At 68.7% G+C, this 23908-nt stretch carries 24 protein-coding genes and 1 pseudogene; 11 read left to right on the plus strand and 14 right to left on the minus strand.

The annotated features are described in order from the left end of the window. Positions 1-3: 3 nt before the first annotated feature. The 7 genes from TTH_RS10515 (at position 4) to mntA (ending at position 5490) form a co-directional block, all read left to right on the plus strand. The gene (locus TTH_RS10515) at positions 4-681 is read left to right on the plus strand and encodes a lysophospholipid acyltransferase family protein (protein ID WP_011174498.1); all 678 of its coding nucleotides are present in this window, start codon (positions 4-6) and stop codon (positions 679-681) included. Further along, the gene (locus TTH_RS10520) at positions 678-1700 is read left to right on the plus strand and encodes a glycosyltransferase (protein ID WP_011174497.1); all 1023 of its coding nucleotides are present in this window, start codon (positions 678-680) and stop codon (positions 1698-1700) included. Before TTH_RS10515 ends, TTH_RS10520 begins: the two co-directional genes overlap by 4 nt. A gap of 53 nt (positions 1701-1753) precedes the next feature. Further along, complete coding sequence (locus TTH_RS10525; protein ID WP_011229190.1) at positions 1754-2014, plus strand: type II toxin-antitoxin system Phd/YefM family antitoxin; 261 nt, start codon at positions 1754-1756, stop codon at positions 2012-2014. A gap of 20 nt (positions 2015-2034) precedes the next feature. Beyond that, positions 2035-2427 carry a type II toxin-antitoxin system VapC family toxin gene (locus tag TTH_RS10530; RefSeq protein WP_011229189.1) on the plus strand — a complete coding sequence of 131 codons (393 nt, stop codon included), beginning with the start codon at positions 2035-2037 and terminating at the stop codon, positions 2425-2427. Between the two features lie 97 nt (positions 2428-2524). Beyond that, positions 2525-4093, plus strand: coding sequence for a phytoene desaturase family protein (gene crtI, locus TTH_RS10535; RefSeq protein WP_011229188.1), 1569 nt, complete (start codon positions 2525-2527; stop codon positions 4091-4093). Further along, positions 4090-5088 (plus strand): type 2 isopentenyl-diphosphate Delta-isomerase, encoded by a 999-nt coding sequence (gene fni / locus TTH_RS10540; protein ID WP_011229187.1) that lies wholly within the window; start codon positions 4090-4092, stop codon positions 5086-5088. Before crtI ends, fni begins: the two co-directional genes overlap by 4 nt. Positions 5089-5097: 9 nt before the next feature. Then, on the plus strand, positions 5098-5490 hold the full coding sequence (gene mntA, locus TTH_RS10545) for a type VII toxin-antitoxin system MntA family adenylyltransferase antitoxin (protein WP_011174492.1): 393 nt from the start codon (positions 5098-5100) through the stop codon (positions 5488-5490). A 30-nt stretch (positions 5491-5520) separates the two neighbouring features. On the opposite strand, the gene TTH_RS10550 is transcribed toward mntA, so the two are convergent. The 6 genes from TTH_RS10550 to TTH_RS10570 all read right to left on the minus strand — a co-directional run bounded on the left by TTH_RS10550 (position 5521) and on the right by TTH_RS10570 (position 11693). Beyond that, the gene (locus tag TTH_RS10550) at positions 5521-6468 is read right to left on the minus strand and encodes a YbgA family protein (RefSeq protein WP_011229186.1); all 948 of its coding nucleotides are present in this window, start codon (positions 6466-6468) and stop codon (positions 5521-5523) included. Then, positions 6465-7253, minus strand: a complete 789-nt coding sequence (locus TTH_RS10555; RefSeq protein ID WP_011229185.1) for a hypothetical protein — start codon at positions 7251-7253, stop codon at positions 6465-6467. Before TTH_RS10555 ends, TTH_RS10550 begins: the two co-directional genes overlap by 4 nt. A 79-nt stretch (positions 7254-7332) precedes the next feature. Continuing rightward, positions 7333-8382, minus strand: a complete 1050-nt coding sequence (galT, locus tag TTH_RS10560) for a galactose-1-phosphate uridylyltransferase (protein WP_011229184.1) — start codon at positions 8380-8382, stop codon at positions 7333-7335. Further along, a complete protein-coding gene (locus tag TTH_RS10565) occupies positions 8366-9796 on the minus strand; it encodes a glycoside hydrolase family 36 protein (protein ID WP_011229183.1) in 1431 nt (476 codons plus the stop codon). Before TTH_RS10565 ends, galT begins: the two co-directional genes overlap by 17 nt. Positions 9797-9927: 131 nt before the next feature. Beyond that, positions 9928-10071 (minus strand): hypothetical protein, encoded by a 144-nt coding sequence (locus tag TTH_RS11365; protein ID WP_011174487.1) that lies wholly within the window; start codon positions 10069-10071, stop codon positions 9928-9930. Beyond that, positions 10068-11693 (minus strand): acyl-CoA dehydrogenase family protein, encoded by a 1626-nt coding sequence (locus TTH_RS10570; RefSeq protein ID WP_011229182.1) that lies wholly within the window; start codon positions 11691-11693, stop codon positions 10068-10070. Before TTH_RS10570 ends, TTH_RS11365 begins: the two co-directional genes overlap by 4 nt. 72 nt (positions 11694-11765) lie before the next feature. On the opposite strand from TTH_RS10570, the gene TTH_RS10575 reads away from it, so the two are divergent. From TTH_RS10575 to TTH_RS10590, 4 genes are read left to right on the plus strand one after another with little or no spacing between them, the layout of a single operon-like run. Beyond that, positions 11766-12203 carry a prepilin-type N-terminal cleavage/methylation domain-containing protein gene (locus tag TTH_RS10575; protein ID WP_224065250.1) on the plus strand — a complete coding sequence of 146 codons (438 nt, stop codon included), beginning with the start codon at positions 11766-11768 and terminating at the stop codon, positions 12201-12203. Continuing rightward, positions 12200-12679, plus strand: a complete 480-nt coding sequence (locus TTH_RS10580; protein ID WP_011229180.1) for a type IV pilus modification PilV family protein — start codon at positions 12200-12202, stop codon at positions 12677-12679. Before TTH_RS10575 ends, TTH_RS10580 begins: the two co-directional genes overlap by 4 nt. 11 nt (positions 12680-12690) lie before the next feature. After that, on the plus strand, positions 12691-13620 hold the full coding sequence (locus TTH_RS10585; RefSeq protein WP_011229179.1) for a prepilin-type N-terminal cleavage/methylation domain-containing protein: 930 nt from the start codon (positions 12691-12693) through the stop codon (positions 13618-13620). A 12-nt stretch (positions 13621-13632) separates the two neighbouring features. Continuing rightward, positions 13633-15504, plus strand: a complete 1872-nt coding sequence (locus TTH_RS10590; protein WP_011229178.1) for a DUF4900 domain-containing protein — start codon at positions 13633-13635, stop codon at positions 15502-15504. Between the two features lie 165 nt (positions 15505-15669). Here the strand turns inward: TTH_RS10590 and TTH_RS10595 are convergent, their stop codons facing one another. From TTH_RS10595 to TTH_RS10630, 8 genes and pseudogenes are all read right to left on the minus strand, one after another. Beyond that, the gene (locus tag TTH_RS10595; protein WP_164926112.1) at positions 15670-16020 is read right to left on the minus strand and encodes a transposase; all 351 of its coding nucleotides are present in this window, start codon (positions 16018-16020) and stop codon (positions 15670-15672) included. Then, positions 16011-16313 (minus strand): recombinase family protein, encoded by a 303-nt coding sequence (locus TTH_RS10600; protein WP_011229177.1) that lies wholly within the window; start codon positions 16311-16313, stop codon positions 16011-16013. The genes TTH_RS10595 and TTH_RS10600 overlap by 10 nt, the downstream gene beginning before the upstream one ends. After that, a complete protein-coding gene (locus tag TTH_RS10605; protein ID WP_164926113.1) occupies positions 16301-16438 on the minus strand; it encodes a hypothetical protein in 138 nt (45 codons plus the stop codon). The genes TTH_RS10600 and TTH_RS10605 overlap by 13 nt, the downstream gene beginning before the upstream one ends. A gap of 181 nt (positions 16439-16619) precedes the next feature. After that, positions 16620-16907 (minus strand): annotated as a pseudogene (locus tag TTH_RS11730) (ParB/RepB/Spo0J family partition protein); the annotation flags it as partial. A gap of 587 nt (positions 16908-17494) precedes the next feature. Next, positions 17495-18382: a ParB/RepB/Spo0J family partition protein gene (locus tag TTH_RS10615; protein ID WP_011229174.1), complete on the minus strand. Its 888-nt coding sequence runs from the start codon at positions 18380-18382 to the stop codon at positions 17495-17497. Continuing rightward, on the minus strand, positions 18379-19347 hold the full coding sequence (locus TTH_RS10620) for an AAA family ATPase (protein WP_011229173.1): 969 nt from the start codon (positions 19345-19347) through the stop codon (positions 18379-18381). The genes TTH_RS10615 and TTH_RS10620 overlap by 4 nt, the downstream gene beginning before the upstream one ends. A gap of 510 nt (positions 19348-19857) precedes the next feature. Then, positions 19858-21249 (minus strand): replication initiator protein A, encoded by a 1392-nt coding sequence (locus TTH_RS10625; RefSeq protein WP_011229172.1) that lies wholly within the window; start codon positions 21247-21249, stop codon positions 19858-19860. A 69-nt stretch (positions 21250-21318) separates the two neighbouring features. Further along, complete coding sequence (locus TTH_RS10630) at positions 21319-23904, minus strand: arsenate reductase (azurin) large subunit (RefSeq protein ID WP_011229171.1); 2586 nt, start codon at positions 23902-23904, stop codon at positions 21319-21321. Between the last annotated feature and the right edge of the window lie 4 nt (positions 23905-23908).

Here is a 23908-nt window from a genome sequence, read left to right on the forward strand (position 1 = left end):
CCCGTGGCCGACCTCTGGGAGACCCTAAAGGAAAGGCCCACGGGCAAGGCCCTGCGCCTCCTGGTGGAGGCCCTGGTCCTCCGGAGCCTCAAGGAAAGCCTCCGGGGAGTCTACCTGCGGGGGGAGGCGCCCGAAGGTCCCCTGGTCCTCGCCCTGAACCACCACGGCTTCTTTGACGGCCACCTGGCGTGGCTTCTGGGGAAGCTCTGCCGTAGGCCCCTAAGCCTCCTCGTGGCCGAGGAGAACCTTCGGGCCTACCCCGTGCTGAAGCTCGCCGGGGCCCTCGAGGCGGGAAGGGTCCGGGAGGCCCTGCGAAGGCTCAGGCGGGGGGAGTGGGTGGCCCTCTTCCCCGAGGGGGAGATGCGCTACCCTGGGCCCCTGGGGCCCCTTCGGGAGGGGGCCAACTGGCTTGCGCGGAAAGCGGGGGTCCCCCTCCTCCCCGTGGCCCTAAGGGTGGTCCTCCGGGGATACGAGCACCCCGAGGCCTTCCTCTGGGTGGGCAGGCCCCTTCCTCCTGGAGGGGACCTGGGGAGGGCCTTGGGGGGGCTTCTCCAGGCGCTGGACGCCCTCCTCGCCAAAACCCACCCCCGGGAGGTGCCGGAGGGCTTCCGGGAGGTGCTTCGGGGGAGGCGGAGCCTGGAGGAAAGGGTGCTTCCCCTGGTGAGGCTGCTCCGGCCATGAGCGGGGACTTCTTCTTCGGGGTCTTCCTCTTCCTCCTCCTGAGGTGGCTCGCCCTCCTCTTTAACCTCCTCGCCTTCCCCCGCTTAAGGCCCCGCCCCACACCCCCAAAGCCCACGGCCTCCCTCCTCGTGCCGGCCCGGAACGAGGCGGAGAACCTAAAGAGGACCCTCCCCGCCCTCCTCCGCCAGGGGGCCCTCGAGGTCCTCGTCCTGGACGACCTCTCCGAGGACGGCACCGCCCAAGCGGCCCTCGAGGCGGCGGGAAACCACCCCGCCTTCCGCCTCCTCCGGGGCGCCCCCCCGCCCCCGGGCTGGACGGGGAAGAACTGGGCCTGCTTCCAGCTCGCCCAGGAGGCGCGGGGGGAGGTCTTGGTCTTCACCGACGCCGACGTCCTCTGGGAGGAGGGGGCCCTCGGCGGGCTTCTGGAGGCCCTGGAGGGGAAGGAGATGGTCTCCGCCCTCCCCCGGCAGGAGGTGGGCCTTAGGGAGGGCGCCCTGGTGGCCTTCGTGATGAACGGGCTCCTCTCCTTCCTCCCCCACCCCCTTCTGGAAGGGCTACGGGTGGCGAACGGCCAGGTGCTGGCCTTCCGCAGGGCGGCCTACCTCGCCCTCGGGGGGCACGAGGCGGTGAAGGGAGAGGTCCTGGAGGACGTGGCCCTGGCCCGAAGGGCGCGGACCTACGGCCTCTTCCTGGGCGGGGGGCTTTTCCGGGCGCGGATGTACCGGGGCTATGGGGAGGCGGTGGCGGGCTTTGCGAAGAACTTTCTGGCGGTCCACCTGAAGAACCCCGCCGTCCTCCTGGGCTCCGCCTTCTACCACCTCGCCCTCTACACCCTGCCCTGGTTCTTCGGGCGGTGGGAGCTCGGGCTCATGGGCCTCCTAGAGCGGCTTTGGGTGCAGAAGGCCCTCGGGGGGCCCCTCTGGCCCGCCCTCCTCACGCCCCTCGCCCCCCTTCTCCTCCTCCCCGTCTACCTCCTGGCCCTCCTCCCGGGGAGGCGGTGGAAGGGGCGGAAGGTGTAGGGGGCGTGGCCTCTAAACTAGACAGACCGGTCTTTTCCGTGTACCCTGAGGGGGTGAAGGCCATCTGGCAACTCCAAGAGGCCAAAGCCCGCTTTTCCGAGGTGGTGGAGCGGGCCCTCAAGGGGGAGCCCCAGCTCGTCCTCCGGCGGGGTAAGAAGGCGGTGGTGGTGCTGGACTGGGAGACCTACGCCCGGCTCACGGGGGAAGAGGCCTCGGTCCTCGAGGCCCTAAGACCCCCCAAGACCCTCCCCAATGAGGAGGTGGAAGCCCTCTTCCAAAGGCAAAAGACGGGCTTCCGGGAGGTGGACTTCTGAGGTACCTGTTGGACACCAACGTGGTCTCCGAGGCCGTCAAGCGGCGGCCTCACCCCAAGGTGGTGGCCTTCCTGCGCCACCTTAAAGTGGGGGAGGCGTACCTCTCCGCCCTCACCTTGGGCGAACTGGTCCAGGGGGTGGCCCGGGCCCCGGAAGCCCGAAGGGCCATCCTCAGCCGATGGCTCTCGGGGCTGAAGGCGAGCTTCTCGGGGCGGATCCTTCCCCTAGACGCCGAGGTGATGGAGCTCTGGGGCGAGCTCACCGGAAACGCCATGAGGGAGGGCAAGCCCCTCTCTCCCCTAGACGCCATGCTGGCGGCCACGACCCTGCGGCACGGCCTGATCCTGGCCACCCGGAACACCGAGGACTTCCGCCACGTTCCCGTGCCCCTCGTGAACCCCTGGGAAGGGTAACCCTAGGCGGCCTCACAGGCCCACCTTCTCCTCCGGGGCAATCCCTGTGTGGGCCAGGCCCAACTCAGCGGGGGAGTGGCCTGGTAGACTCCTCCCCATGCGGGCCATCGTCATCGGAAGCGGGGTAGGAGGGCTCTCTGTGGCCATCCGCCTCGCCGCCATGGGCCTTCAGGTCCTGGTCCTGGAGAAGCTCCCGGGGCCCGGAGGCCGGGCCTTCGTCCACCGGGCGGAGGGCTTCACCTTTGACATGGGGCCCACGGTGATCACCGTCCCCCCCTTCCTGGAGGACCTCTTCGCCACCGCCCCAGGCGACCCCAGGCTCTACCCCGACTTCCCCGAGGAGGAAGGGCTTAAGCACACGGAGCGCTACGTGAAGCTCATCCCCTTGGACCCCTTCTACCGCCTCCACTTCCCGGACGGCACCTACTTTGACTACAAGGACGACCCCGAGCACCTGGAGGGCGAGGTGGCTCGCCTCGCCCCGGAGGACCTCGAGGGCTACCGCCGCTTTGAGGCCCACGCCAAGGCCCTCTTCCAGAAGGGCTTTCTGGAACTCGGCTTCACCCACTTCGGAAGCCTCCTGGACCTCCTCAAGGTGACCCCGGACCTCCTCCGCCTGGACGCGGTGCGGCCCCTTTTCGGCGTGGTCTCCCGCTACTTCAAGAACCCCAAGACCCGGCAGATCTTCTCCTTTGAGCCCCTCCTCATCGGAGGGAACCCCCTCCAGGTGCCCGCCCTCTACGCCATGATCCACTTCGTGGAGCGGCGCTGGGGGGTGCACTTCGCCATGGGGGGGACGGGGGCCTTGGTGCGGGGGCTCGTCAGGAAGCTGGAGGAGCTTGGCGGGGAGATCCGCTATGGCGCCCCCGTGCGCCGCATCCTCACCAAGGGGCGGCGCGCCGTGGGGGTGGTCCTCCAGGACGGGGAGAAGCTCGCGGCCGACCTCGTGGTCTCCAACGCCGACTACGTCCACACCTACGGCGAGCTCCTCGCCCCCGAGGACCGCACCTGGAACGGCGACTGGCGCCTCAAGCGCACCCGGCTCTCCATGAGCCTCTTCGTGGCCTACTTCGGCTTCCGGGCCCGGGGGGACGAGGGGGAAAGGCTTAGGCACCACAACGTCCTCTTCTCCCACCGCTACGAGGGGCTTCTCCGGGACATCTTCTGGCGGAAGGTCCTCCCCGAGGACCTCGCCCACTACCTCCACCTCCCCACCCTCACCGACCCCTCCCTGGCCCCCCCCGGGCACCACGCCGCCTACACCCTGGTCCCTGTACCCCACAACGGGAGCGGCCTGGACTGGGGGAGGCTCGGCCCAGAGTACCTGGAAAAGGCCCTCCGTTACCTGGACGAGGCGGGGTACCTCCCCGGGCTCATGGACCGTCTGGTCTACACCCACTTCATCACCCCGGACTACTTCCAGTGGACCCTGAATAGCCACCTGGGCAACGCCTTCGGCCCCGAGCCCGTGCTCTGGCAGACGGCCTCCTTCAGGCCCAAGAACCGCTCCGAGGACGTGAAGGGGCTCTACCTGGTGGGGCAGAGCTACCAGCCGGGGGCAGGGCTTCCCAGCGTGATGATGTCCGCCAAGATCACGGCCCGGCTCATCGCCCACGACCTGGGCCTGGAAAAGGCCCCTAAGGGCCTTCTGGAGGCGCGGGGGTGAACATCCGGGAGAGGAAGCGGAAGCACCTCGAGGCCTGCCTGGAAGGCGAGGTGGCCTACCAGAAGACCACCACGGGGCTGGAAGGCTTCCGCCTCCGCTACCAGGCCCTGGCGGGCCTCGCCCTGAGCGAGGTGGACCTCACCACCCCCTTCCTGGGGAAGACCCTGAAGGCCCCCTTCCTCATCGGGGCCATGACCGGGGGGGAGGAAAACGGGGAGAGGATCAACCTGGCCCTGGCGGAGGCCGCGGAGGCCTTAGGGGTGGGGATGATGCTGGGCTCGGGCAGGATCCTTCTGGAGCGCCCCGAGGCCCTAAGGAGCTTCCGGGTGCGGAAGGTGGCCCCAAAGGCGCTCCTCATCGCCAACCTGGGCCTCGCCCAGCTCAGGCGCTACGGGCGGGACGACCTCCTCCGGCTCGTGGAGATGCTGGAGGCGGACGCCCTCGCCTTCCACGTGAACCCCCTCCAGGAGGCGGTGCAGCGGGGGGACACGGACTTCCGGGGCCTGGTGGAGAGGCTCGCCGAACTCCTCCCCCTCCCCTTCCCCGTGATGGTGAAGGAGGTGGGGCACGGCCTCTCCCGGGAGGCGGCCCTGGCCCTACGGGACCTGCCCTTGGCGGCGGTGGACGTGGCCGGGGCCGGGGGGACGAGCTGGGCCCGGGTGGAGGAGTGGGTGCGCTTCGGGGAGGTGCGCCACCCGGAGCTCTGCGAGATCGGGATCCCCACGGCGCGGGCCATCCTCGAGGTGCGGGAGGTCCTGCCCCACCTCCCCCTCGTGGCCTCCGGCGGGGTCTACACGGGGACGGACGGGGCCAAGGCCCTGGCCCTGGGGGCGGACCTCCTGGCGGTGGCCCGCCCCCTCCTCAGGCCCGCCCTGGAGGGGGCGGAAAGGGTGGCGGCCTGGATCGGGGACTACCTGGAAGAACTTAGGACCGCCCTCTTCGCCATCGGGGCGAGGAACCCGAAGGAAGCCCGGGGGCGGGTGGAGCGGGTGTAGACTGGAGGCGTGAGGGCCCCGGAAGAAAGCCTTCGCGAAGTCCTCGCCCGCTTTCCCCAGGTCCAGGCCGCCTTCCTCTTCGGCTCCCGCGCCGAGGGAAGGGCGCGAGCGGACAGCGATTGGGACCTCGCCCTCCTCCTCTCCCCGGAGGAGCCCGACCCCACCCTCGAGGTCCTGGGAGCCCTGGTGGAAGCGGGGCTGGAACGGGTAGACCTGGTCCTCCTCCACCGGGCCCCGCCCCTTCTCGCCTTCCTCGCCGTGAAGGGGAAGCCCGTCTTTCTCCGCGAAGGTTTTGACCTCGGAAGCTACGTCTCCCGCGTGGCCCGGGAGTGGTGGGACACCGAGCCCCTCCTCCGGGTCCAGCGGGAGGCCCTAAAACGGAGGTGGCTTGACCCGTCCTGAGGCCCTGGGCCGGGCCTTCGCCCGGTTCCTCTAGGCCCCGGGGACGTGCATCAGGGCCCGGGGATACGGCTCCAGGAGGGCCTGGGCCTCCACGTAGGGCTCGGCGAAGCGCCGGGCCCAGGAGGCGAGGAGGGCCAGGGGGGCCTCGAGGGGCAGGCGCTCCTCGCGGAAGTCCGCAAGGAGATCCAGGAAGTGGGCCTTCTCCCTTGGGGCGAGGGCCTTCTTAAAGTGGCCGAAGGCGTGGAGGAGGGCGTCCGCCATGGCCCCGAGACGCCAGGGCCTCTCCGTGGCCCGCAAAAACCCCTCCTCGTAGGCCCCATGGACCTCGGGAAAGGGCCTCCCCTTAGCCCCGGCGAGGAGGCGGCCCAGGGCCCTCGCCTCCTTCTGGTTATAAGCCAGGAGGAGGAGCTTGTAACGGGCGTGGAAGGCCATGAGGCCGGGGAGGTCCTCCACCCGCCGAAGCCGGGCCAGGGCGAAGATGCGGGTGAAGAAGTGGGCCCGGATGCGAGGGTTGGTGAGCCTCCCCTCGTCCTCCTTGGGAAGGAGGGGGAAGGCCTCCTCCACCGCCTGGGCGAAAAGCCCGGGGCCTTTCCCCACCACCCCGCCCCCCTCGGCGTGGGCGTAGCGCTTGGCGTCCTTCAGGGCGCAGGAGGGGGAGCGGTTCTTGAGGAGGAAGCCCTCCACCTCCCCGAGGCCCTGGAGGAAGCGCTGGCTGAAGGCCCGCATCCTCTCCGTGAGGTCCTCCCCCGTCTTGGGCTGGACCATCCTCGGGCCCTCCTCCCCCCGCACCAGGCGCACCACGGGCCTCGGCACCCCGAGGCCGATCTCCACCTCCGGGCAGACGGGGACGAAGTCCACGTGCTCCTTTAGGGCCGCCACCACCTTGTCGGGGATGAGCTCCCCCGAGTAGCGCACCGCGGCGAACCCCAGGCAGGCGCTCACCACAACGCGGGGCCTGGGCCACGCCCCTGGGCTCATGGGTACCCCCCGGAGGGCCGCCCCGCCCTGCCCCAAAGGGCGGCGGCGAGGGCGAGGCCCACAAGAAGCGCCGCGCCCCAGGTGGCCAGGGTCACGAAGCCGCTGTTGGGGAAGCGCACGCCGATGCCCACGAGGGCCCAAAGGAGGACGGCAAGAAACACCCCCTCCCGTTCGCGAAGGGCCAGGAGCCACGCCAGGGCCACCACCAGGGCGAGGGCGACGCCCATCCACGCCTCCTGGGAAAGCCCCCAGCCGGACCATCCCGCAGAGTCCAGAACCGCGGCGACGTTCGCGATGGCGGCCACGGAGATCCAGCCCAGGTAGAGGCTGAAGGGCGCGTCCACAAGCCAGCGCTCCCAGGGACTCGAGGGCCCCAGCCCACGCCGCAGGTGGAGGTGGATGGCGACGAGGGAGGCCAGAAGCGCGCCCATGGCCACGAGGGTGAGGGGAAACCTCTCGTAGTGCCAGAGGAAGACCCAGGCCGCATTGGCCAGGTTGGAGGCGAGGAACCAGGGGCGCACCCCGGCCAGCCTGGGGTCCTCCCTCACCGCGGGGCGGAGCTGGTAAACGGAGAACGCCAGGATCCCCACGTAAATCAGGCCCCACACCGCAAAGACGTACCCCGCCGGGACGAAGTACACCGCAAACCGGTCGGAGATCTCCCCGGTCTTAAGGCCGTTCAGGGGAAGGGCGTTGGCGGCGGCGTTTACCGCGACTGTCGCCAGGGCGCTGAGCAACGCGAGCCACGGGAGGAGCGCCTTCGGAGCCGCTTTCACCCTTTGCATTCTATGTTTCACGAAGAACGGGTTTGTACCTTAGGGCAAAGTCCCCACCCCAGGACGCCCCACGCCTGGGCTTTGGCCGTCACGGCAACGCCGCCCTAAGGGCCTTCGCGGTCTCCTCGGGCAGGGCGTCCACCACGAACGTCCCCGCCCCGAGCTCCGTCCCCGCCAGGAATTTGAGCTTGTCCCGGGTGCGCCTCGGGGGGTAGAACTCCACGTGGAAGTGAAAGGTGGCCTCCTCCCCCAAGGGCGCGGCGTGGAAGACCATGACGTAAGGGAAGGGCTCCCCAAAGAGGGCGTCGTACCGGGCCACCACCCGGCCCAAGAGCCTGGCGAAGGCCGCCATCTCCCCCTCGGAGAAGGTCCAGGGACCGGGGTGCCTTTCCACGGGGGCCACCCAGACCTCAAAGGGGTAGCGGGCGAAGGGGGGGACGAAGGCGAGGAAGCCCTCCTCCTCGTCCACCACGTAGGGCCCAAGGCTCGGGAAAAGCCTAAGGAGCACGGGCCTCTCCCGGAAGGCCTGGCTTTCCCGCTCCAGGACGGGCGGCACGAAGGGGTAGGCGTAGATCTGGCCGTGGGGGTGGTGGAGGGTGACCCCCACCGCCTCTCCCCTATTCTCAAAGGGCATGACGAAGCGCACCCCGGGAAGGGCGTAGAGGGCCTCGTACCGGTCCCGCCACGCCCAGGCCAAAAGGAGCCTTTCCTCCTCCGTGAGGGTGGCGAGGCTTCCCGTGTGGGCGGGGGTGTAGACCACCACCTCGCACCGCCCCAAGGCCCTCCCCGCGGGCACGGGAAGCCCCTCGGGAGGGGGAGGGGCTTCCTCCACGAAGGAGGGGAAGCGGTTCTCAAAGACGGCCACCTGAAAGGAGGGGAAGGGGATCTCCGTGGGGAAGCCCCCTTCCCGGCTCGGGCACAAGGGGCAGTGCTCCTTGGGGGGGAGGAAGGTGCGCCCCTGGCGGTGGGCGGCGTAGACCACCCACTCCCCCCGCAAGGGGTGGTAGCGGAGGTGGGGGGCGGGGCGGAAGGGCTCGGCGTCTTCGGGGAGAGGGGGGCCCTCGAGGGGCATTAGGCCGTAGAGGAAGAGCTCCCGGCCGTCCTTCTTCCGGTGGAGGCGCTTATAGAAGGGGGGCATAGTCCACCTCCTCCTCCCCTACCCTAAAGCGGTAGGGGCCGAGGCGCCGCACCGGGACCTCCCGGGCGAGGAAGGCCTCGAGGCGCCCCTTCTCCTCCGGGAGAAGCCACGAGGGCGGGTCGGAAGTGGCCTTGAAGCCGGTGAAGTGGGCCAAGGCCTCCTGAAGCCGCATCTCCTCGGGGGAAAGCAGGTTGAAGCGGGTGCGGAAATAGACCACATCGGGGTCCACATGGACGTTCTCCATGAGCCAGAGGCGGTGGAGGGTGGAGCGGAGGGCGTTCCTTAGGCCCGGCCCCGTGGGGTCCGCAAGCCAAAAGGAGCGCTCCTCGTTGTCCCAGTAGGGGGCCACGTCCGGGCCTACCCGCAGGCCGTCGGCGAGGCCCAGGGAGGCGAGGACGGGGGCCCCGCAGAAGAGGAGGTAGGCCTCCCCCGCCGCCTCCCGCAGGCGGGCCATGGCCTTCCGGTAGCGGGCCTCCCCCTCGGCCCCGGGAAGGGCGGCGGCGTAGAGGAAGTCCAGCTTCAGGTAGTCGTAGCCCCAGGCGAGGGCCTTACGCACGAGGTCCGCGGCCCACTCCACCACCTCCTCGTTCCCCGCGTCCAGAGCGTAGAGGGGCCTGCCCCAGTTGAAGCCCGCCCGCACGGGCCTCCCCTCCCCGTCCCTCAGCACCCAGTCGGGCCGCTTTTGGAAGAGGGGGCTGTCCGCCGTGACCAGGAAGGGGGCGAACCAAAGCCCGGCCCTTAAGCCCCGTTCCCGGATCCTCTCCGCGAGGAAGGCCATCCCCCGGGGGAAGCGGTCGTTGGGCTCCCAGTCCCCGAGGGCCCGCTGCCAGCCGTCGTCTATCTGGAAGACCTCAAAGGAGAAGGCCGCCACCTCGTCCAGAACCCGAAGAAGGAGGTCCTCGCCAATCCTCGTGTAGAAGCTGTACCAGGAGCACCACACCCTGGGGGGCCTCCCGGAAAGGCGCCTGGGGAGAAGCCGGGCGTAGGCGGCGAAGACCTCCTCCTCCGGGCCGTAGGCGAGGAACCAGGCCCCACCCTTTCCGGCGTAGCGGCCGAGGAGGAGGTCCTCCCGGCCCAGGACCCTGGCCCCAAGGTCCAGGGCGCCGAGAAGGAGCGCCCTCCCGTCCGGCCCCCTAAGGGCCCCCACGCCGCTTCCCCACCACGCCCCGGCCTCCAGGAGGAAGGGGTCATCCGCCTGGGGGCGGCGCGCCTCGGGGAGGAGGGGCGTGGGGGCCTGAGCGGGGTCCACCCAGGCGGCGAGGCTCCAGCTCTGCCAGCCGTGGCGGAAGAACCCCTTGGCGGGGAAAGGGGGAAAGACCCGCACCTCCCTGCCCCAAAGGCGCACTCCCCCCGGGGCCTCCTCCAGGCCCTCCGCCCTGAGGAAAACCTCCGCTCCTCCTAGGTTTAGCCTCATCCTCCCTCCTTGCCGCCCAGGGTACCCCACCCGGCCTGGCCTCGAGGCCCCACGCGGGCACCCCTCTCCCCTATCCGGATGCGAAGCCTCTCCCAGGCCAAGCCGTCCATATCCCCAAGCTACCAAGGCCCTCAGGGCAGGCGCCGCGCCAGAACCCAGGGGAGGGCGGCCAGGGCCTCGAGGCGGGACATTCCCCACCCCTCGGGGATGGGCGGCAGGAAGAGGACCCCGCCGAGGCCGAGGCCCCAGGCGAGGGCGAAGGGAAGCGGCCTCACGCCCCGCCCTCGGGCAGGTACAACGCCCGCGCGCCCAGGGCCTCGGGCGGGTAGTCCTCCCCGAGGAGGAAGCGGCGGGCGTAAAGCCCGGCGAGCTCCCGGTAGCGGGGCCCGGCGGTGGCGCTCGCCTCGAGGAGGCCCGCCACCGCCGCAGCGTCCGCCAGGCGCCTCAGGGCCGTCTTGGCCGAGAACTGGGCGGCCTCGGGCTCGAGGGCGGCGAGGCGGTCCAGGGTCTTGCGGGCGGCCGCCAAGGCCCCCTCGGCCTCCTCGCTCCGCCCCTTCAGGCGCGCCTCCAGCCAGGCGAGGAAGGGCCTATGGGCCCCCTTCTTCTGCATGGCCTCCAGGAGGTCCAGGGCCTGGATGTTGCTCGGCCCCTCCCAGATGGGGGTGATCAGGGACTCCCGGTGCCAGCGGGCCACGGCGTACTCCTCCAGGAAGCCCAGCCCCCCGAAGAGCTCCATGGCCAGGCGGGTGATCTCGGCGCTGTGCTCGGCGGTGCGGTTCTTCGCCAGGTGGGAGAGGAAGCGGGCCAGGTGGTAGGCCTCGCCGTAAGGGGGCCTCTCGTGCCAGGCCCGGTCAAAGGCCTCCACCGCCGCCAGGGCCAAGGCCAGCCCCCCCGCCTGGCGCACGGAGAGGTCCAGGAGGTCGTGGCGCACCAGGGGATGGTCCGCGAGGAACCTCCCGAAGCTCTGCCGCCGCCGCACCCGCTGCCGCGTCTCCAAGAGGGCCTTGGCGGCAATTCCCATGGCGGCGATGGCGTTGGCCAGGCGGGAGACGGTGAGGGTCTCCAGGGTGTAGTAGATCCCCTCCTCCGCCCGGCCGATGAGGTAGGCCTCGCTCCCCTCCAGCTCCACCTCCCCCGAGGGCACGGCCCGGGTACCGCTTTTCCGCTTGAGGCGGCGCACCCGGTAGTTCAGGCGCCCCTCGCGGTCCAGCCTGGGCAGGAGGAAGAGGGCCAGCCCCTTGGGGCCAGGGGGCGCCCCCTCGGGCCGCGCCGTCACCAGGGCCACATCGGCAAGCCCCGCCCCCGAGGCGAAGTACTTGTCCCCCCCGTAAAGGCGCCAGACCTCCCCTTCCCTGCGGGCCACGGTGCGGTTCGCCCCGAGGTCGCTTCCCCCCTGGATCTCCGTCATCCAGGTGGCCCCAAAGGCCTCCCCGTAGAGGACCCGCTCCTTCCAAGAGGCGAGCCCGGGGGCGTACTTGTGGATGGGGTAGGCCACCTGGTGGGTGATGGTGAGGATGCAGTAGAGCCCGCCGTCGGCCAGGAGGTAGCCCAGGGCGAAGTGGTGGTGCCAGCTCCCTCCCTCGTAGGGCGGGCGGACGATCGGGCGCAGGCGCTTGAGCACTTCCCGCTGGACGGGCGACAGGCGCACCCGGTCCACCCGGTTCCCGTCCAGGTCGTGCATGACGAGCTCGGGACCCGCGTCCTGGTCAATGTGGTAGGCGGCCTCGTAAACCTCCCGCCCCATGTAGGCGCCCCAGGCGAGGAGCTCCGCCTCCCTATCCCCCGCCCCGGGCCAGAAGTGGCGGAGGAGGTCCCTAAGCTCCGGGTCCGCCTCGTAGTGGTTCTTGCCGTAGGCGTACGAGATCCACTCCACTACCTCCTCCTGATGCAGGGGCATTATACAGGCCCCCCCATTTGGGGGATGCGCCCCCTGCGAAAATCCCCAACCATGTAAGGAGGGAGGGAGAGCTTGCGGAAGGGTTTCAGCGTGATAGAGCTTCTGGTGGTCCTCGCCGTACTGGCCGTCATCTTCGCCATAGGGGCCTTCAACGGACGGCGCACGCTCCTAAGCCAGGAGCAGGCCGCCTTTTTGCGCTCCCTGCAAGGCTTGTTCTGGGAGGCGGCCACCGAGGCGGCAAGCAGAGGGGAAAACCTCGTCCTCCACTTCACGGGGCAACGCCTCGAGGTGAGGCGGACGGACGGTACGGTTCTCCGCGCCTTGGACCTCCCCCCGGGGGTTTCTCTAAGCCTAACGCCGGGCGTGGTCGCCCAGTTTACGCCTCCCGGCAAGGTGGCGGACCAGGACGGGAGAAACCTCCTCCAGCCCCTGAGCTTCACCGCGACGGTGGGGTCCAAGACCTACACCTATACGGTCTCCCTGATCGGGGAAACGGAGGTGGTGCCGTGAAGAAGGCCCTGGGGCTCACCCTGGTAGAGGTCCTCGTGGCCATCGCCGTCCTGAGCCTCGTCCTGGTCGCCATGAACGCCGTCCTGCTCTCCAGCATCCGCCAGACCGCCATCAGCGGCTCCCGCACCCAGGCCGTCCAGATCCTGAACTACCTGGGCCGACGAGTCGTGGGCGGCGAAACGGCCCTCCTTCCCCCTTCGGGGACGGCCAAAGTCTACGACTACGGATCCCTGGGCGCCGCCTTCCCCGACCTGCCCCGCGAGGTCCGCTTCGCCGACCCCGCCCTCTACAAGGCGGAGATCGCCAACCGGGGCAGCCCCGGCTGGGCTTCGGGGCTCGGCGTGGCCGTAAACGTCTACCGGATCCGGGTGTGCTGGCGCCAAGCGGGCGAGGAGCGGTGCACCGAGGCCTACACCCTAAGCGCTCCTCCAGGCGGCGCGGGGCCAGCCGCTCCTCCGCTTCCGGGGATCAACTGAGGAGGTGAAGCGTGTCCGAGCGCCGAGGCTTTACCCTTGTAGAGCTCCTTCTGGCCCTCGCCATCCTCGCCACGCTGTTGGCCGTGGCCTACGGGGGCGTGATCCAGTTCATGCAAAGCCGCTCCGACCTGGAGGCCGCCATCAACGCCCAGGCCAAGCTCCGGAGGATCGTGGAGGTGTTCACCCAGGACCTGCGTAGCGCCGTCTTCGGGGGGCTAAGCGCCACGCCTTATCCTAGCGGCAACGCGAGCGTCTCCTTCGCCTTGATCGAAGGAGGGGCAGGGTACCCCGTCCTGCCCCACGACAGCGGGGACAACCAGAGCTTCAAGCGGGCGACCGAGGTGAAGATCGTCGTCCTGGCGGAAGCCCTTTCGGACGTGGGCATAGCCCCGGGAGACGAGGTCCTCATGGTGAACAACCTGGGCGACGGGGTGATCCTCCCCGTGACGGACGTCAAACCCGTGGAGGGCGGCTTGGAGGTGGTCCACGACGAATGCGGCAACACCATCGACTACACCCCGAACACCCTGCTCTTCCGCGTGCGCACGTTGGGCTTCCGCTTTGACCCGACGACACGTCGGCTCGTCTACAGGGAGGGCAGGGAGGGCGGCGGGGAAGAGGTGAAAGAGGTGCCCGTGGCCTTTGACATGGAGCGGTTTGAGATCCACTACGTCTACGAAGGCGCTTTCGGGGACACGGTGACCGACCCTCCCGGAGGTGCCTTCACGCCGGGCTACGACTTCGCCCGCCCCACGGGGGCCCCCCCGTACCAGGTCACGGAGGTGGCCACCGGAAAGGTCTACACCCTTAGGCGCCTCTCCCTGGTTCTGGAAGCCCGCTTCCCCTCCCGTGGACGCCCGGTGAGCCGTACCTACACGGCCCAGGTGGAGCTTGCCGCCAACACCCAGTACCAGGCCAAGCGCATCGTCCCATGCGAATAAGGAGGTGTCCGCATGAGAAACAAAGGCATCGCCATCGTCCTAGCCCTCGCCACGGTCCTTGTGGTCTCGGGCATCGGGACCCTGATCTTCACCCGGACCATCCGCGAGATCCGCCACGGCGCTCAGGACCAGGGCATCGTCCAGACCCTTATGCTCGCCCGAGGGGCCGCCAACCTCGGAGGCTCCCTCCTCGCCACCCGGGGCCGGGAAAGGCTGGAAAGGATCGTGCAGCAAACCGCGAGCTCCACGGACAGGTGGGCCTACGGCGGCAACACCGGGACCGAGGCGCCGGACCCTGTTCTCGTGGCCCAAGCGCTGGCGAACGTGGCGGACCGATTCCAGTCCGACCTTGACGGCTTCCTTTGCGGAAAGAACTTCGCCCCGGACGGCCTACCCGCCGAGGTGCGGGTCCGGGTCTACGTCACTACGAGCGCCTGCGGCGAACCCCTTCCCCCAAAGACCCACCTCCCCCCGGGGCGCTTCGTGGAGGGGGCGCCCCGGACAGGGACGGGAAGCGGGGTCAGCCAGACCTACGCCCTTCCCTTCGTCATGGTGGCCGAGGCCTCCCTGGGCCAGGCCCGCCGCAACATCGTGCTCCAGGGAGAGTACCGCTTCACCATCGGACGCTCCAGCTTCGCCCGGTACGCCCTGTTCACCAACGTGCACGCCCTTCCCAACGGGACCGGGGTCTGGTTTACCGACCGCACCCTCTTTGACGGCCCCGTGCACACCAACGGCCACTTCCGCTTCTACCGGAGCCCGTGGTTCGGCGGGGAGGTGACGAGCGCGGGGTGCCTTTCCCCGGGAAGCCAAAGCTGCCAGGGCCAGACCGTGCCCGGGGCCTATTTCTACGGAGAGGGGTTCGTCCGCGACCGCAACATGCAGCCGAGCGCCGCCCGGCCCTCCTACAGGAACCCCTACGGCACCCACGCCCCCGAGTTCACCGCCGGGGTGGACTGGAACGCGAGCTTCATCCCCCTGCCCCCGAACAGCCAGGACCAGAGGACCGCCGCCCAAGAAAGTGGGCTTTACTTCAGCGACGACATCCGCTCCCTCAAGCTCTACCGCAAATGCCTCCTCGGGGAGACCGAAGTGGCCTGCTCGGAGCCGCTTGGCCCGGGCGCCCTCAAGCTTCAGTACATTGAAGTCACCTACTGCAAAAATCAGTGCAACCAAACCGCCACCGAAGTCTACCGTTACGGCTTGGACGGGCTCCTCTACCAGAAGGACAACGGGGGCCTGTTCGTCCCCGTGCTCCGGGACGGAGCCCCCGTGCGCTTTAACGGGGTGATCTACACGGACGGCGAGGTCCGAAGCCTCTCCGGTCCCGAAAGGAGCCGGGCCACAGACCCCGCCACCGCCCCCCCGGCCCTCGCCGAGTTCGCCCAGATCACCGTGGCGGCCCAAGGGGATATCCGCATCACCGGGGACCTCAAGTACGAGAAGCCCCCCTGCACGGGCGTGCCCACCCGGGAACCCGACGGCACCGTGACCCCCGCCGTCTGCGACAACCTCGGGGTCCAGAACGTGCTCGGCGTGTACAGCCAAGAGGGGAGCGTGTGGATCGCCCGCGAGGCCCCCCGGGACATCCACATCCACGGGACGCTCATGAGTTCCAGGGGCGTTGTGGGCGTGGAGGACTACAACAGTATTCCGGAGAAGGGGAGCGTCTACCTTCTGGGCGGCATCATCGAGTACTACTACGGTGCCTTCGGCACCTTTGACCCCGCGACGGGCCGGAACAGGACGGGCTACGGCCGGGCCTTCACCTACGACCGCCGCTTCCTCCAGGGCCTGGCCCCTCCCTTCTTCCCCACCACGGGGCAGGACCGGGTGACGAGCGTGAGCGTCTTCAGCTACGGGCAGCGGGAGCAGGTGTACTAAAGCTTCGCAAAGCAGTGCCCAGGGGCGAGGGAAGGACGCCCTCGCCCCTGGGCTTTAGAGCGCAGTAAGGCCTCTACACCCTTCCTGCTCCCAGCTCCTCACGCCAGAGGCGCACCAAGTCTTCCGATATCCCGAGGAACCGTTCCGTGGCCCTAGTCGCCTATTTCACCTCCCGAGGAAGTCACGACCACAGGCCACTTCCTGCTTCCTCGACCCATGGCTCGTAGACCGACCCTTAAGGGTCGTTCCGCCGCAGAGCCGGTCTCTACAGGCGTCACTTCTTGGGGAACTCCCGGTAGAGCCTCTGAAGTGGGCTAGCCCGTACTTCTGCAGGTTGACGGCCGCATTCAGGTCCCGGTCCACCTCCAACCCGCAGGCCTCGCACCGGGAGCAGAGGCGGGTGCTGGGGAAGCTCCTCGGGGCCACGATGAGGGCGGCGCCTATGTGCTTGCTCAAGGCCCCGCGCTGGAGGGCGTTGGGGTCTAGCTCAAAGCGGAAGGCCTGGGTTACCCGCATTCGTCCTCCAGGACCACGATCCGCCTCCCCGAGGCCCGAAGGGCGGCCTCTACCAGGGGGAAGCCGAACTGGTTCAGATGGTGCCGCTTCTCCGCCACGATGCGGCTCACCCCGGGATCGGCCAGAACCTGGAGAAGCCTTCCCCTCTTCCTTGTGGCGGACCCTACCTCGGCCACCACCTCGTACTCCGCCCATCCCTGGGCCTGGGCGAAGGCCTTCAGGCGCTCCACCTGGCGCTCCAGGTCTTCCTCCTGGTCAGCAGAGGAGACCCGGGCGTAGGTCACGCGAAACATATCTTGCGCACCGTACGCCCCTCGGGAAGAGGTTCCTCCACCAGGATGGTGCCCGAGGGGAGCTGCCGGGCGGGGACGGGGAACTTGCCCGACTTGAACCACCGCCAGGCGGTGAGGTAGCTCACCCCCTGCTTGCGGGCCTAGTCGGAGAGCTTCACGGCTGGTATGAATGAATCAGAAAAACCTGGGCAGTTGTCAACCCCCAGGCAGGCCAGAAGCCTCCGCGCTTCCCCCCAACAATCCCGGGCCATGACGAGAAGTTTTTCCCCGCTTCTAGACTCCCCCGCCCGGACCTTCCACTCCCCCAAGGCTCCCCTTGAGGTCCTCGGGGAGGCGGTGCTGCACGAAGGACTCCCAGGACATGCGGCCGAGGGCCTTGAAGAGCTCTTCCACCCGCCGGGCCTCAGCAGTAGGAACAACGTTGTCCCTAACTCGTCCCTCCTTTGCGTTTTTCATCTTGCGGAGGAGCCCCACCACCCCCTCCACCGACCTCCCCAAGTCTTCCGATAGCAGGGCGAGGACCCCTAGGGTCTCCTCGTAGGGGTTCAGGTCCTCCCGCTGGAGGTTCTCCGCGAGGGCGAGAGGCCGCGCCTCCCATCAAAGCGCTTCGGTAGCCCTACCCGTGGATCACCAGGACCTCGGGGAAGGCCGCCCTCTCCTTTCGGCCCTACCTGGGAGAGGACCAAAGCCTAGAGCCTCAAGGGTCGTTTGGCTGTGGTAAGGACTCCTAAGCCGCACGCGCGCCTACCTACGTCAAAGGCAAGCAGGGCACGAGGCTTCGGAAAGAAAACCACCCCGGCTTCCCGGGGTGGTCATGGGACCTGAGAGCCGGTCCCCGATCCCTTCGCCCTACTGGGATGCCCCCCCTACCACATCCGGCTCGGGAGGAAGGACGGGCGCGATGTCGGGCGCGGGCACGACCCTCAAGGTGCCAACCGACTGCACCTGGACGGTTTGCTGGCTCCAGGCCGAAGAGATGTTGAACTGGGGGTCCAGCTGGGCAGCCTGGCCCGGACGGCGAAGCTGGGTCAGGTCCACCGACGCGGCGAAGACCCGGGCCCGGTAGTTCCCGGGGGGAGGAGGGGTCCAAAGAGGAGTGATCTCCTCGCCGGCTCCCAAAAGCATTCGGACTGCGCGAAGCAGGCCCCCAGGAAGCTTCCTGAGAAGTCAGCGAAAGGGCGTTATTTCCCTAGGACCCGCTCCAGCTCCGCGAGGAGCTCTTCCACCCTCGCCCGCCGCTCAGGAGGGAGGGCCTCGAGGTCCAGCCGGGCAAGCTTCGCCGCCACCTCCTTAGGCCAAGGCCTGGGAGCCTTTTCCTTCCGCAAGACCCCCCGCACCCGGGCCTTCAGCTCCCGCAGGGAGAGGCCCGCCTTCACCTCCTCCAGGAGGACCTTCCGCAAGGACGCGTCCTTCACCTTCTTGAGCTCCAGGGCGGCGGTGTAGGGGATCGCCCCCTCCTCCAGGGCCGCCTTCAGGTCCTCGGGGAGGAAAAGGAGGGGGAGGCGGTGCTGCACGAAGGACTCCCAGGACATCCGGCCGAGGGCCTTGAAGAGCTCTTCCACCCGCCGGGCCTCAGCAGTAGGAACAACGTTGTCCCTAACTCGTCCCTCCTTTGCGTTTTTCATCTTGCGGAGGAGCCCCACCACCCCCTCCACCGACTTCCCCAAGTCTTCCGATAGCAGGGCGAGGACCCCTAGGGTCTCCTCGTAGGGGTTCAGGTCCTCCCGCTGGAGGTTCTCCACGAGGGCAAGGAGCCTCGCCTCCTTGTCGGAGAGCTCCAGGACCCGCGCCGGAACCTCCTTAAGGCCGGCCATCGCCGCCGCCCGGAGGCGCCTCTCCCCGGCCACCACCTCGTAGGCCTCCCCGACCCGCCGCACCAGGAGGGGCTGGAGGACCCCCTTCTCCCGGATGCTCTCGGCGAGGGCCTCGAGGTTTTCAAAGCGCCGCCTCGGCTGCCCCCGCACCCGGAGGAGGTCCAGGGGAAGGCGAAGCACCTCCGGAGCCTCCTTTCCCAAGGCCTTCTTGCCCTTGAGGATCGCCGTTCCCAGAACCTCGTCCAGCCGGCTCATTCCGCCACCTCCTCCAGGACCCCTTCCCGCACGGCGTCCTGGGCCACCACGCGCTGGAGGAACTCCTCCGCCAGCCGCTCCACCTCCTCCCGGGCCTGCCGGTCCCCCACAAGCTGAAGGGGAACAGCCCGCTCCGTGGCCCTCCTGTGGGGCCCCGGGCGGTAGGCGATGGGGGAGGCCACGGGGGCGAGGTCCTCGAGGCCCGCGATCTTCTCCAGCACCCGGTTGTCCCCGAGGGTCCTGGCGTCAAACTTGGTGGGGATGAAGAGGCGCACGAAGGACCGGGGGACCCTAGGGTCCACCTGCTCCAGGGCCTCCCGGTACTCCTGGGCCGCCTCCATCACCCCCACCAGGGCCTCCACGCCCTTCACGCTGGTCTCCACAGGGACGAGGAGCCCGTCCCCCGCCAAGGCCCCGAGGGCCGCCAGGTGCCCCAGGGAGGGGAGGGAGTCAATAAGGACGAAGTCGTAGCCCTCCGTCTTCCGCAGGGCCGTGCGCAGGAGCAGGGTAGAGAGGGGGCGCTGCATGAGGCGCACCTCCACCCGGGCGAGGTCCAGGCTCGCGGGGATGAGGTCCAGGCCCCACTCGGAAAGGCGCCTCGGCGTGGGCAGCTGGCCCGTGTCCACCAGGTGAAGGAGGGTTTCCTCCGGGGCAACCTCCCGCACCCCGAGCCAGGAGGTGAGGTTCGCCTGGGGATCCGTGTCCACCAAAAGGACGCGGAAGCCGCGGCGCGCCAGCTCAAAGCCGAGGTCGCGGGCGAGGGAGGTCTTGCCCGCCCCGCCGGCGTGGGTGAAGAAGGTGTAGACGCGGCGGAGCCGCCCGCCCTCCCGTTCCCGCACGTACCAGTAGCGGCCGAGGCGAACGCCCTCCAGCTTACCCTCGAGGATCATCTGCCGCACCCGTTCCCGCGTCACCCCGAGCCTCCGGGCCATCTCGCTCACGGGAACCAGCTCGCCCTGCTTCATGGGCCTAGACTATCCCAAGATTTGGCGTTTGCCAAGTGTCCCCCGCGTCACCCCGGCCCCCCGGTGGGGCCAGCAACTTGAATCGGTTCCGTTTTGCTGATGAAATCATCAAAAATACCTACAACCCTTTGATTGACTAATAATGATCAACAACAGGGCGGAGACGGGATGCGATGGGGAAGGGCTTTCCGGCCGCAAAACGCCCCAAGTCTTCCGAGTCTCCGCCCCCTTTCTCCCCAAGTCTTCCGATACTTTCTCCCCAAGTCTTCCGATAGGGGAGGGGGTCAACACCCCAAGTCTTCCGATACCTTTTCCCCAAGTCTTCCGATACCCCGCACCCCCCGACGCCCCAAGTCTTCCGATACTTTCTCCCCAAGTCTTCCGATAGGGGAGGGGGTCAACACCCCAAGTCTTCCGATACCGCCCACCCGCAAAGAAAACCGCTTGGGGAGGGCGAAACCTGGCGCTTTTCCTTCCCGCCTCCCCAAGTCTTCCGATAGGCCCCCCTCCTCAGCCGGGGAGCATCTTGCGGAAGCGTTCCAGCCAACCTTCCAGCCGGTCCTGGGCCAAAGCCTCCTTCAGCTCCTCCACCACCCGTCTGGGCTCGAGGGCTCCGGACTCCATGAGGCGGTTCAGGTCCTCCAGCTCGCCCACGGAGATGCGGGAGCGGAGGACGAGCTGGGCCACCTGGAGGGCCCGGCGGATCTGGGCCTCCCGGGGCATCTCCGCCCACTCCCTGGCGGCCTCCTCTTCCAGCCTCCGGGCCTCCGCCTCCTCCTGGGCCGCTTGCCGCTTGGCCGGGCGCCTCGTCCGGGTGGGGCGCTCGTACTTCCCGGTCTCGTCCCGGATCACGTCCACCAGGAGGCCCAGGCGGTTCTTGGGCCGGTAGCCGGCCTCGAGGATGGCCCGGTAGCGCTCCAGCCGCTCCTTGATGTGCCCCAGGGAGTAGCGCCGCGCCAGGGAGTAGGCGGAGGTGAAGGAGAGCCCCTCGGCCATGAGGAGGTTCACCGCCTCGGCGTCGGGGATCCCGCCCGCCTCCTCGCCGAAGACGTAGACGATGGTCTGGTTCTTCCCCCGGCCCACGTACTCCACGGAGCGAAGGTAGCGGCGCTCTATGAGTTCCCTGTGGGCGGGCTCGAGGGTGCGGCGCACCTTGTCGGGCCGCTTGTGGACGATCTTGCAGGCGGCGGCCCACTCCATGAGGCCCACCTCCAGCTGGGCCAGGGGCTCCTCCCGCTCGGGGGAGAGGCGCTGGGCGTCCAGGAGGCGGTAGAGGGCCCGGCTCAGGGGGCGCTTGAGGCTCGCCATGAACTCAATGTCTATGGGCTTGGTGTAGCGGTTCTGCAGGGAGCGGACGATCTCCTTGGCCAGGGTGATGCGGATGACGCTGGAGCGGTCCAGGCTTCCTTCCTTGCCGCTCGTGAACTCCAGCTTGTCAATATAGCGGAAGGAGACGCTCTGCCAGCGTCCGTCGGCCCGCCAGGCCTCGGAGAGGACGTAGGTGGCGGTGGTGAGGCGGAGGAGGCTCTCTTTTAGGGCCCGGTAGTAGTACCCCGAGGTGTCAAAGCCCATGAGCTTGAGGATCTGGTAGGCCGTGGTGGTGAAGGTGCCGTCGGGGGGGCTTCCCGCGTTGAGGTAGAGGGCGATGAGGGCCAGGGAGACCTCGTTGTCCAGGCCGTGGGGCACGCCCCCCACGTTCGGGTTGGCGTAGCAGGCGAGCTTTACCGGTTTGCCCAGGACCTCAAACTCCTCCTCCCAGGAGGCGTACCCCTCGGGGATCCTTTCCTGGATGGAGATGAGGCCGAGCCGGGCCACGTTGGCCTCGTCAAAGTGCCGGGGCTCCTTGGCGAGCTCCAGCTCAAAGAGGGGCGGGGTGGCGTCCTGCCTGCGCTTGCGGGCCATCTGCAGGCCATTTTACCCGGCAAAAGCCGGGGCGCCCCCGAACCGAGGGGGCGCCCGGAAGGGGAGGGCTTAGTCAAACTTGTTCTGCTGCAAGAAGCTCGCCGTCTGCTGCACGGAGGGGATGGCCCCGGCCACCTTGCGGAGGTTGGCCCTCGTCCCCTTGTACCAGGGGATGGTGGTCTTGGGGTCGGTGTAGCCGGTGACCAGGGAGTTGGAGGTGCCCCGCCAGTGGTACATCACCAGGAAGAGGGTGCCCGGCTTCACCGCGTCCGTGACGTAGACGAGGAAGGTGCCGTTCCCCTCCTCGTTGTAGACCTCCACCAGGTCCCCGGACTTGAGGCCGAGGCGCTTGGCGTCCTCGGGGTTCACCTCCACGTAGGGGAGGGGAAGGGCCAGGGCCTTTTCGGGAAGGTGGCGGTCGTGGTAGGCGGTCTGCCAGATGGTCTGGGCCCGGCCGGTGGTGACCCAGAAGGGGTACTTCTCCGCCATCCCGGGCTCCAGGTACTTGGCCACCTCCGCGGGGTAGCCCTCCCAGTCGTCGGTGCCGTACCACTTGAACTTGCCGTCCTCGGTGCCGAAGCGGTAGGTGTAGCGGCGGACCGTGCCCACAAGCTTCCCCGTCTTGGGGTCGCGGCGCACCGGGGTCTGGATGCCCTTCTGGCCCAGCTCCTTCAGGAGCTTGTAGGTGACCCCCTTGTAGTTCTCGGCCTCGAGGACCGCCTCGTCCTCCTCCGAGACGGTGTTGTCCCGGAACTCCTCGGCCCCGGCGAGGAAGACGTCCTCGTCCGTCTTCCAGTTCTTGCCGAACTCAAACTTCTTCGCCTCCTCAAACTTGCCCTCGGCCCGGTAAAGCTCGGCGATGCGCAGGCCCACCCACTTGAAGATCTCCCAGTCGGGCTTGGCCTCCCCGGGCGGGTCCATGAACTTCTCGTAGAGGCGGAGGAGGCGGCTGTTGCAGTTGATGGAGGTCTCGTTGGCCTCGCCCCAGCCGGCGGCGGGGAGGATGAGGTGGGCGTCCCGGGCGGTCTCGGTCATGTAGATGTCCTGGACCACCAGGAAGAGGGCGTCGGGGTCCTGGTAGAGGATGTCCAGGATCTTTTGGGCCCGCTCCTGTATGGTCCCGGGCTCGCCCCCGGCGCCGAGGGCCTTGGTGAGCTTCTCCGTGCGCTCGTGGATGCGCTTGCGGAAGACCTGGTTGTTGGGGGTGGAGAGGTAGGGGTCGTTGGCGATGACCCAGTAGAACTTGCCCTTGCCTTCAATGAGGAACTTGTCCACGTTGACGGGGGGGCCGCCCCGGTAGATGGAGCCGGGGGTGGGGGCGGGGGGGCGGACGTAACCCTCCTGGTGCCCGCCCTGGCGGCCGCAGCCCGTGCCGGGCCTGCCGATGTTGTGGGTGAGGACGGCGAGCTGAACGATGGCCGCCACCTGGTCGTAGTTCTTCATGTTCCAGATGATGCCCTTCTCGTAGATGGTGAGGGTGCGGCGCTTGAACCGGCCCGCCTTGGGCTTGGCGATCCAGTCGGCGGCCTTCTCAATCTCCGCCCGGGAAACCCCGGTGATGCGCTCCGCCTGGGCCATGAACTCGTCGTAGGGCACGGAGAGCTTGAGGCTTTTCGCCTTGTACTCCTCAAAGAGGGTCATGTCCGTGCGGGCCTGGAGGTAGGCCATGTCGTAGTAGCCCTTCTCCCAGACCGCCCGGGCGATGGCGTTGGCCAGGATGTAGTCCGTGCCCAGGTTGGGCCGGAGGAGCATCACCCGGTCCGGGGCCACCTGGGCCGCCACGGTGTAGGAGCTGGTCTTCCTGGGGTCAATGACGATGAGGTAGCCGGGCTCGGCGGGCTCGCCCGGGTCAAAGGCCTGCTGCTTCTCCGCCACCGTGGCCCCCTGGATGTTGGGGAGCATGTGCTCCACGTAGAACACCGTGGCCGTCTCGTAGGAGTTCGCTCCCCAGAGGACGATGGTGTCGGCGAGGCGGGCGTCCTCGTAGGTGTAGTTCAGCTCGTGGACGCCCCTCTCCCGGCTTCCCCAGACCTCGGAGTTGTAGGCGGGGCGGTTGTGGATGGCGATGTGCTTCACGGAGAGGGCGGCGAAGAAGAGCTTCCCGGCGGCGTAGTTGTCCTCAAAGCCCTGGCCCGAGCCCCCGTGGTCGAAGCACTTCACGGCGATGTTGTCGTCGTTGCCGTCCCGGTCCCGGATGCCCTTGATGAGGAGGCCCATGAGGGTGAGGGCGTCCTGCCAGGTGATGGCCTGGAACTGGTCGCCCACCCTGAGGAGGGGGTAGGTGAGCCGGTCCTGGGTGCCCCGGTCCAGGCTCCAAACGGTGAGGGCGTTGGTGCCGCCCCGGATGGAGTAGTTGCCCCGGTTGATGGGGCTGTCCTTGGCGGGGACGATGACCACGTTATACTGCCGCCCGTCCCTGCCCACGGTAACGGCGTGCATGGTCTCCGTGTAGCTCTGGCCGGCCAGGGGGGGCTGGGGCGTGGAGAGGTCCAGGCCGAAGGCGTTCTGCTCGGGTTTCACGCCCCCTTCTTCGCCCACGGGCCACACGTAGACCTTGTAGCCGCACCCCACGGTGCAGTACTGGCAGACCTGGTTGTAGACCTTCGCGTTCTTAGGCGGAATGGGAAGCCGGTCCCTACGGGGAATGAGCGCCATACCT

Origin of the sequence: Thermus thermophilus HB8 (assembly GCF_000091545.1) — a bacterium.
GTDB lineage: Bacteria > Deinococcota > Deinococci > Deinococcales > Thermaceae > Thermus > Thermus thermophilus.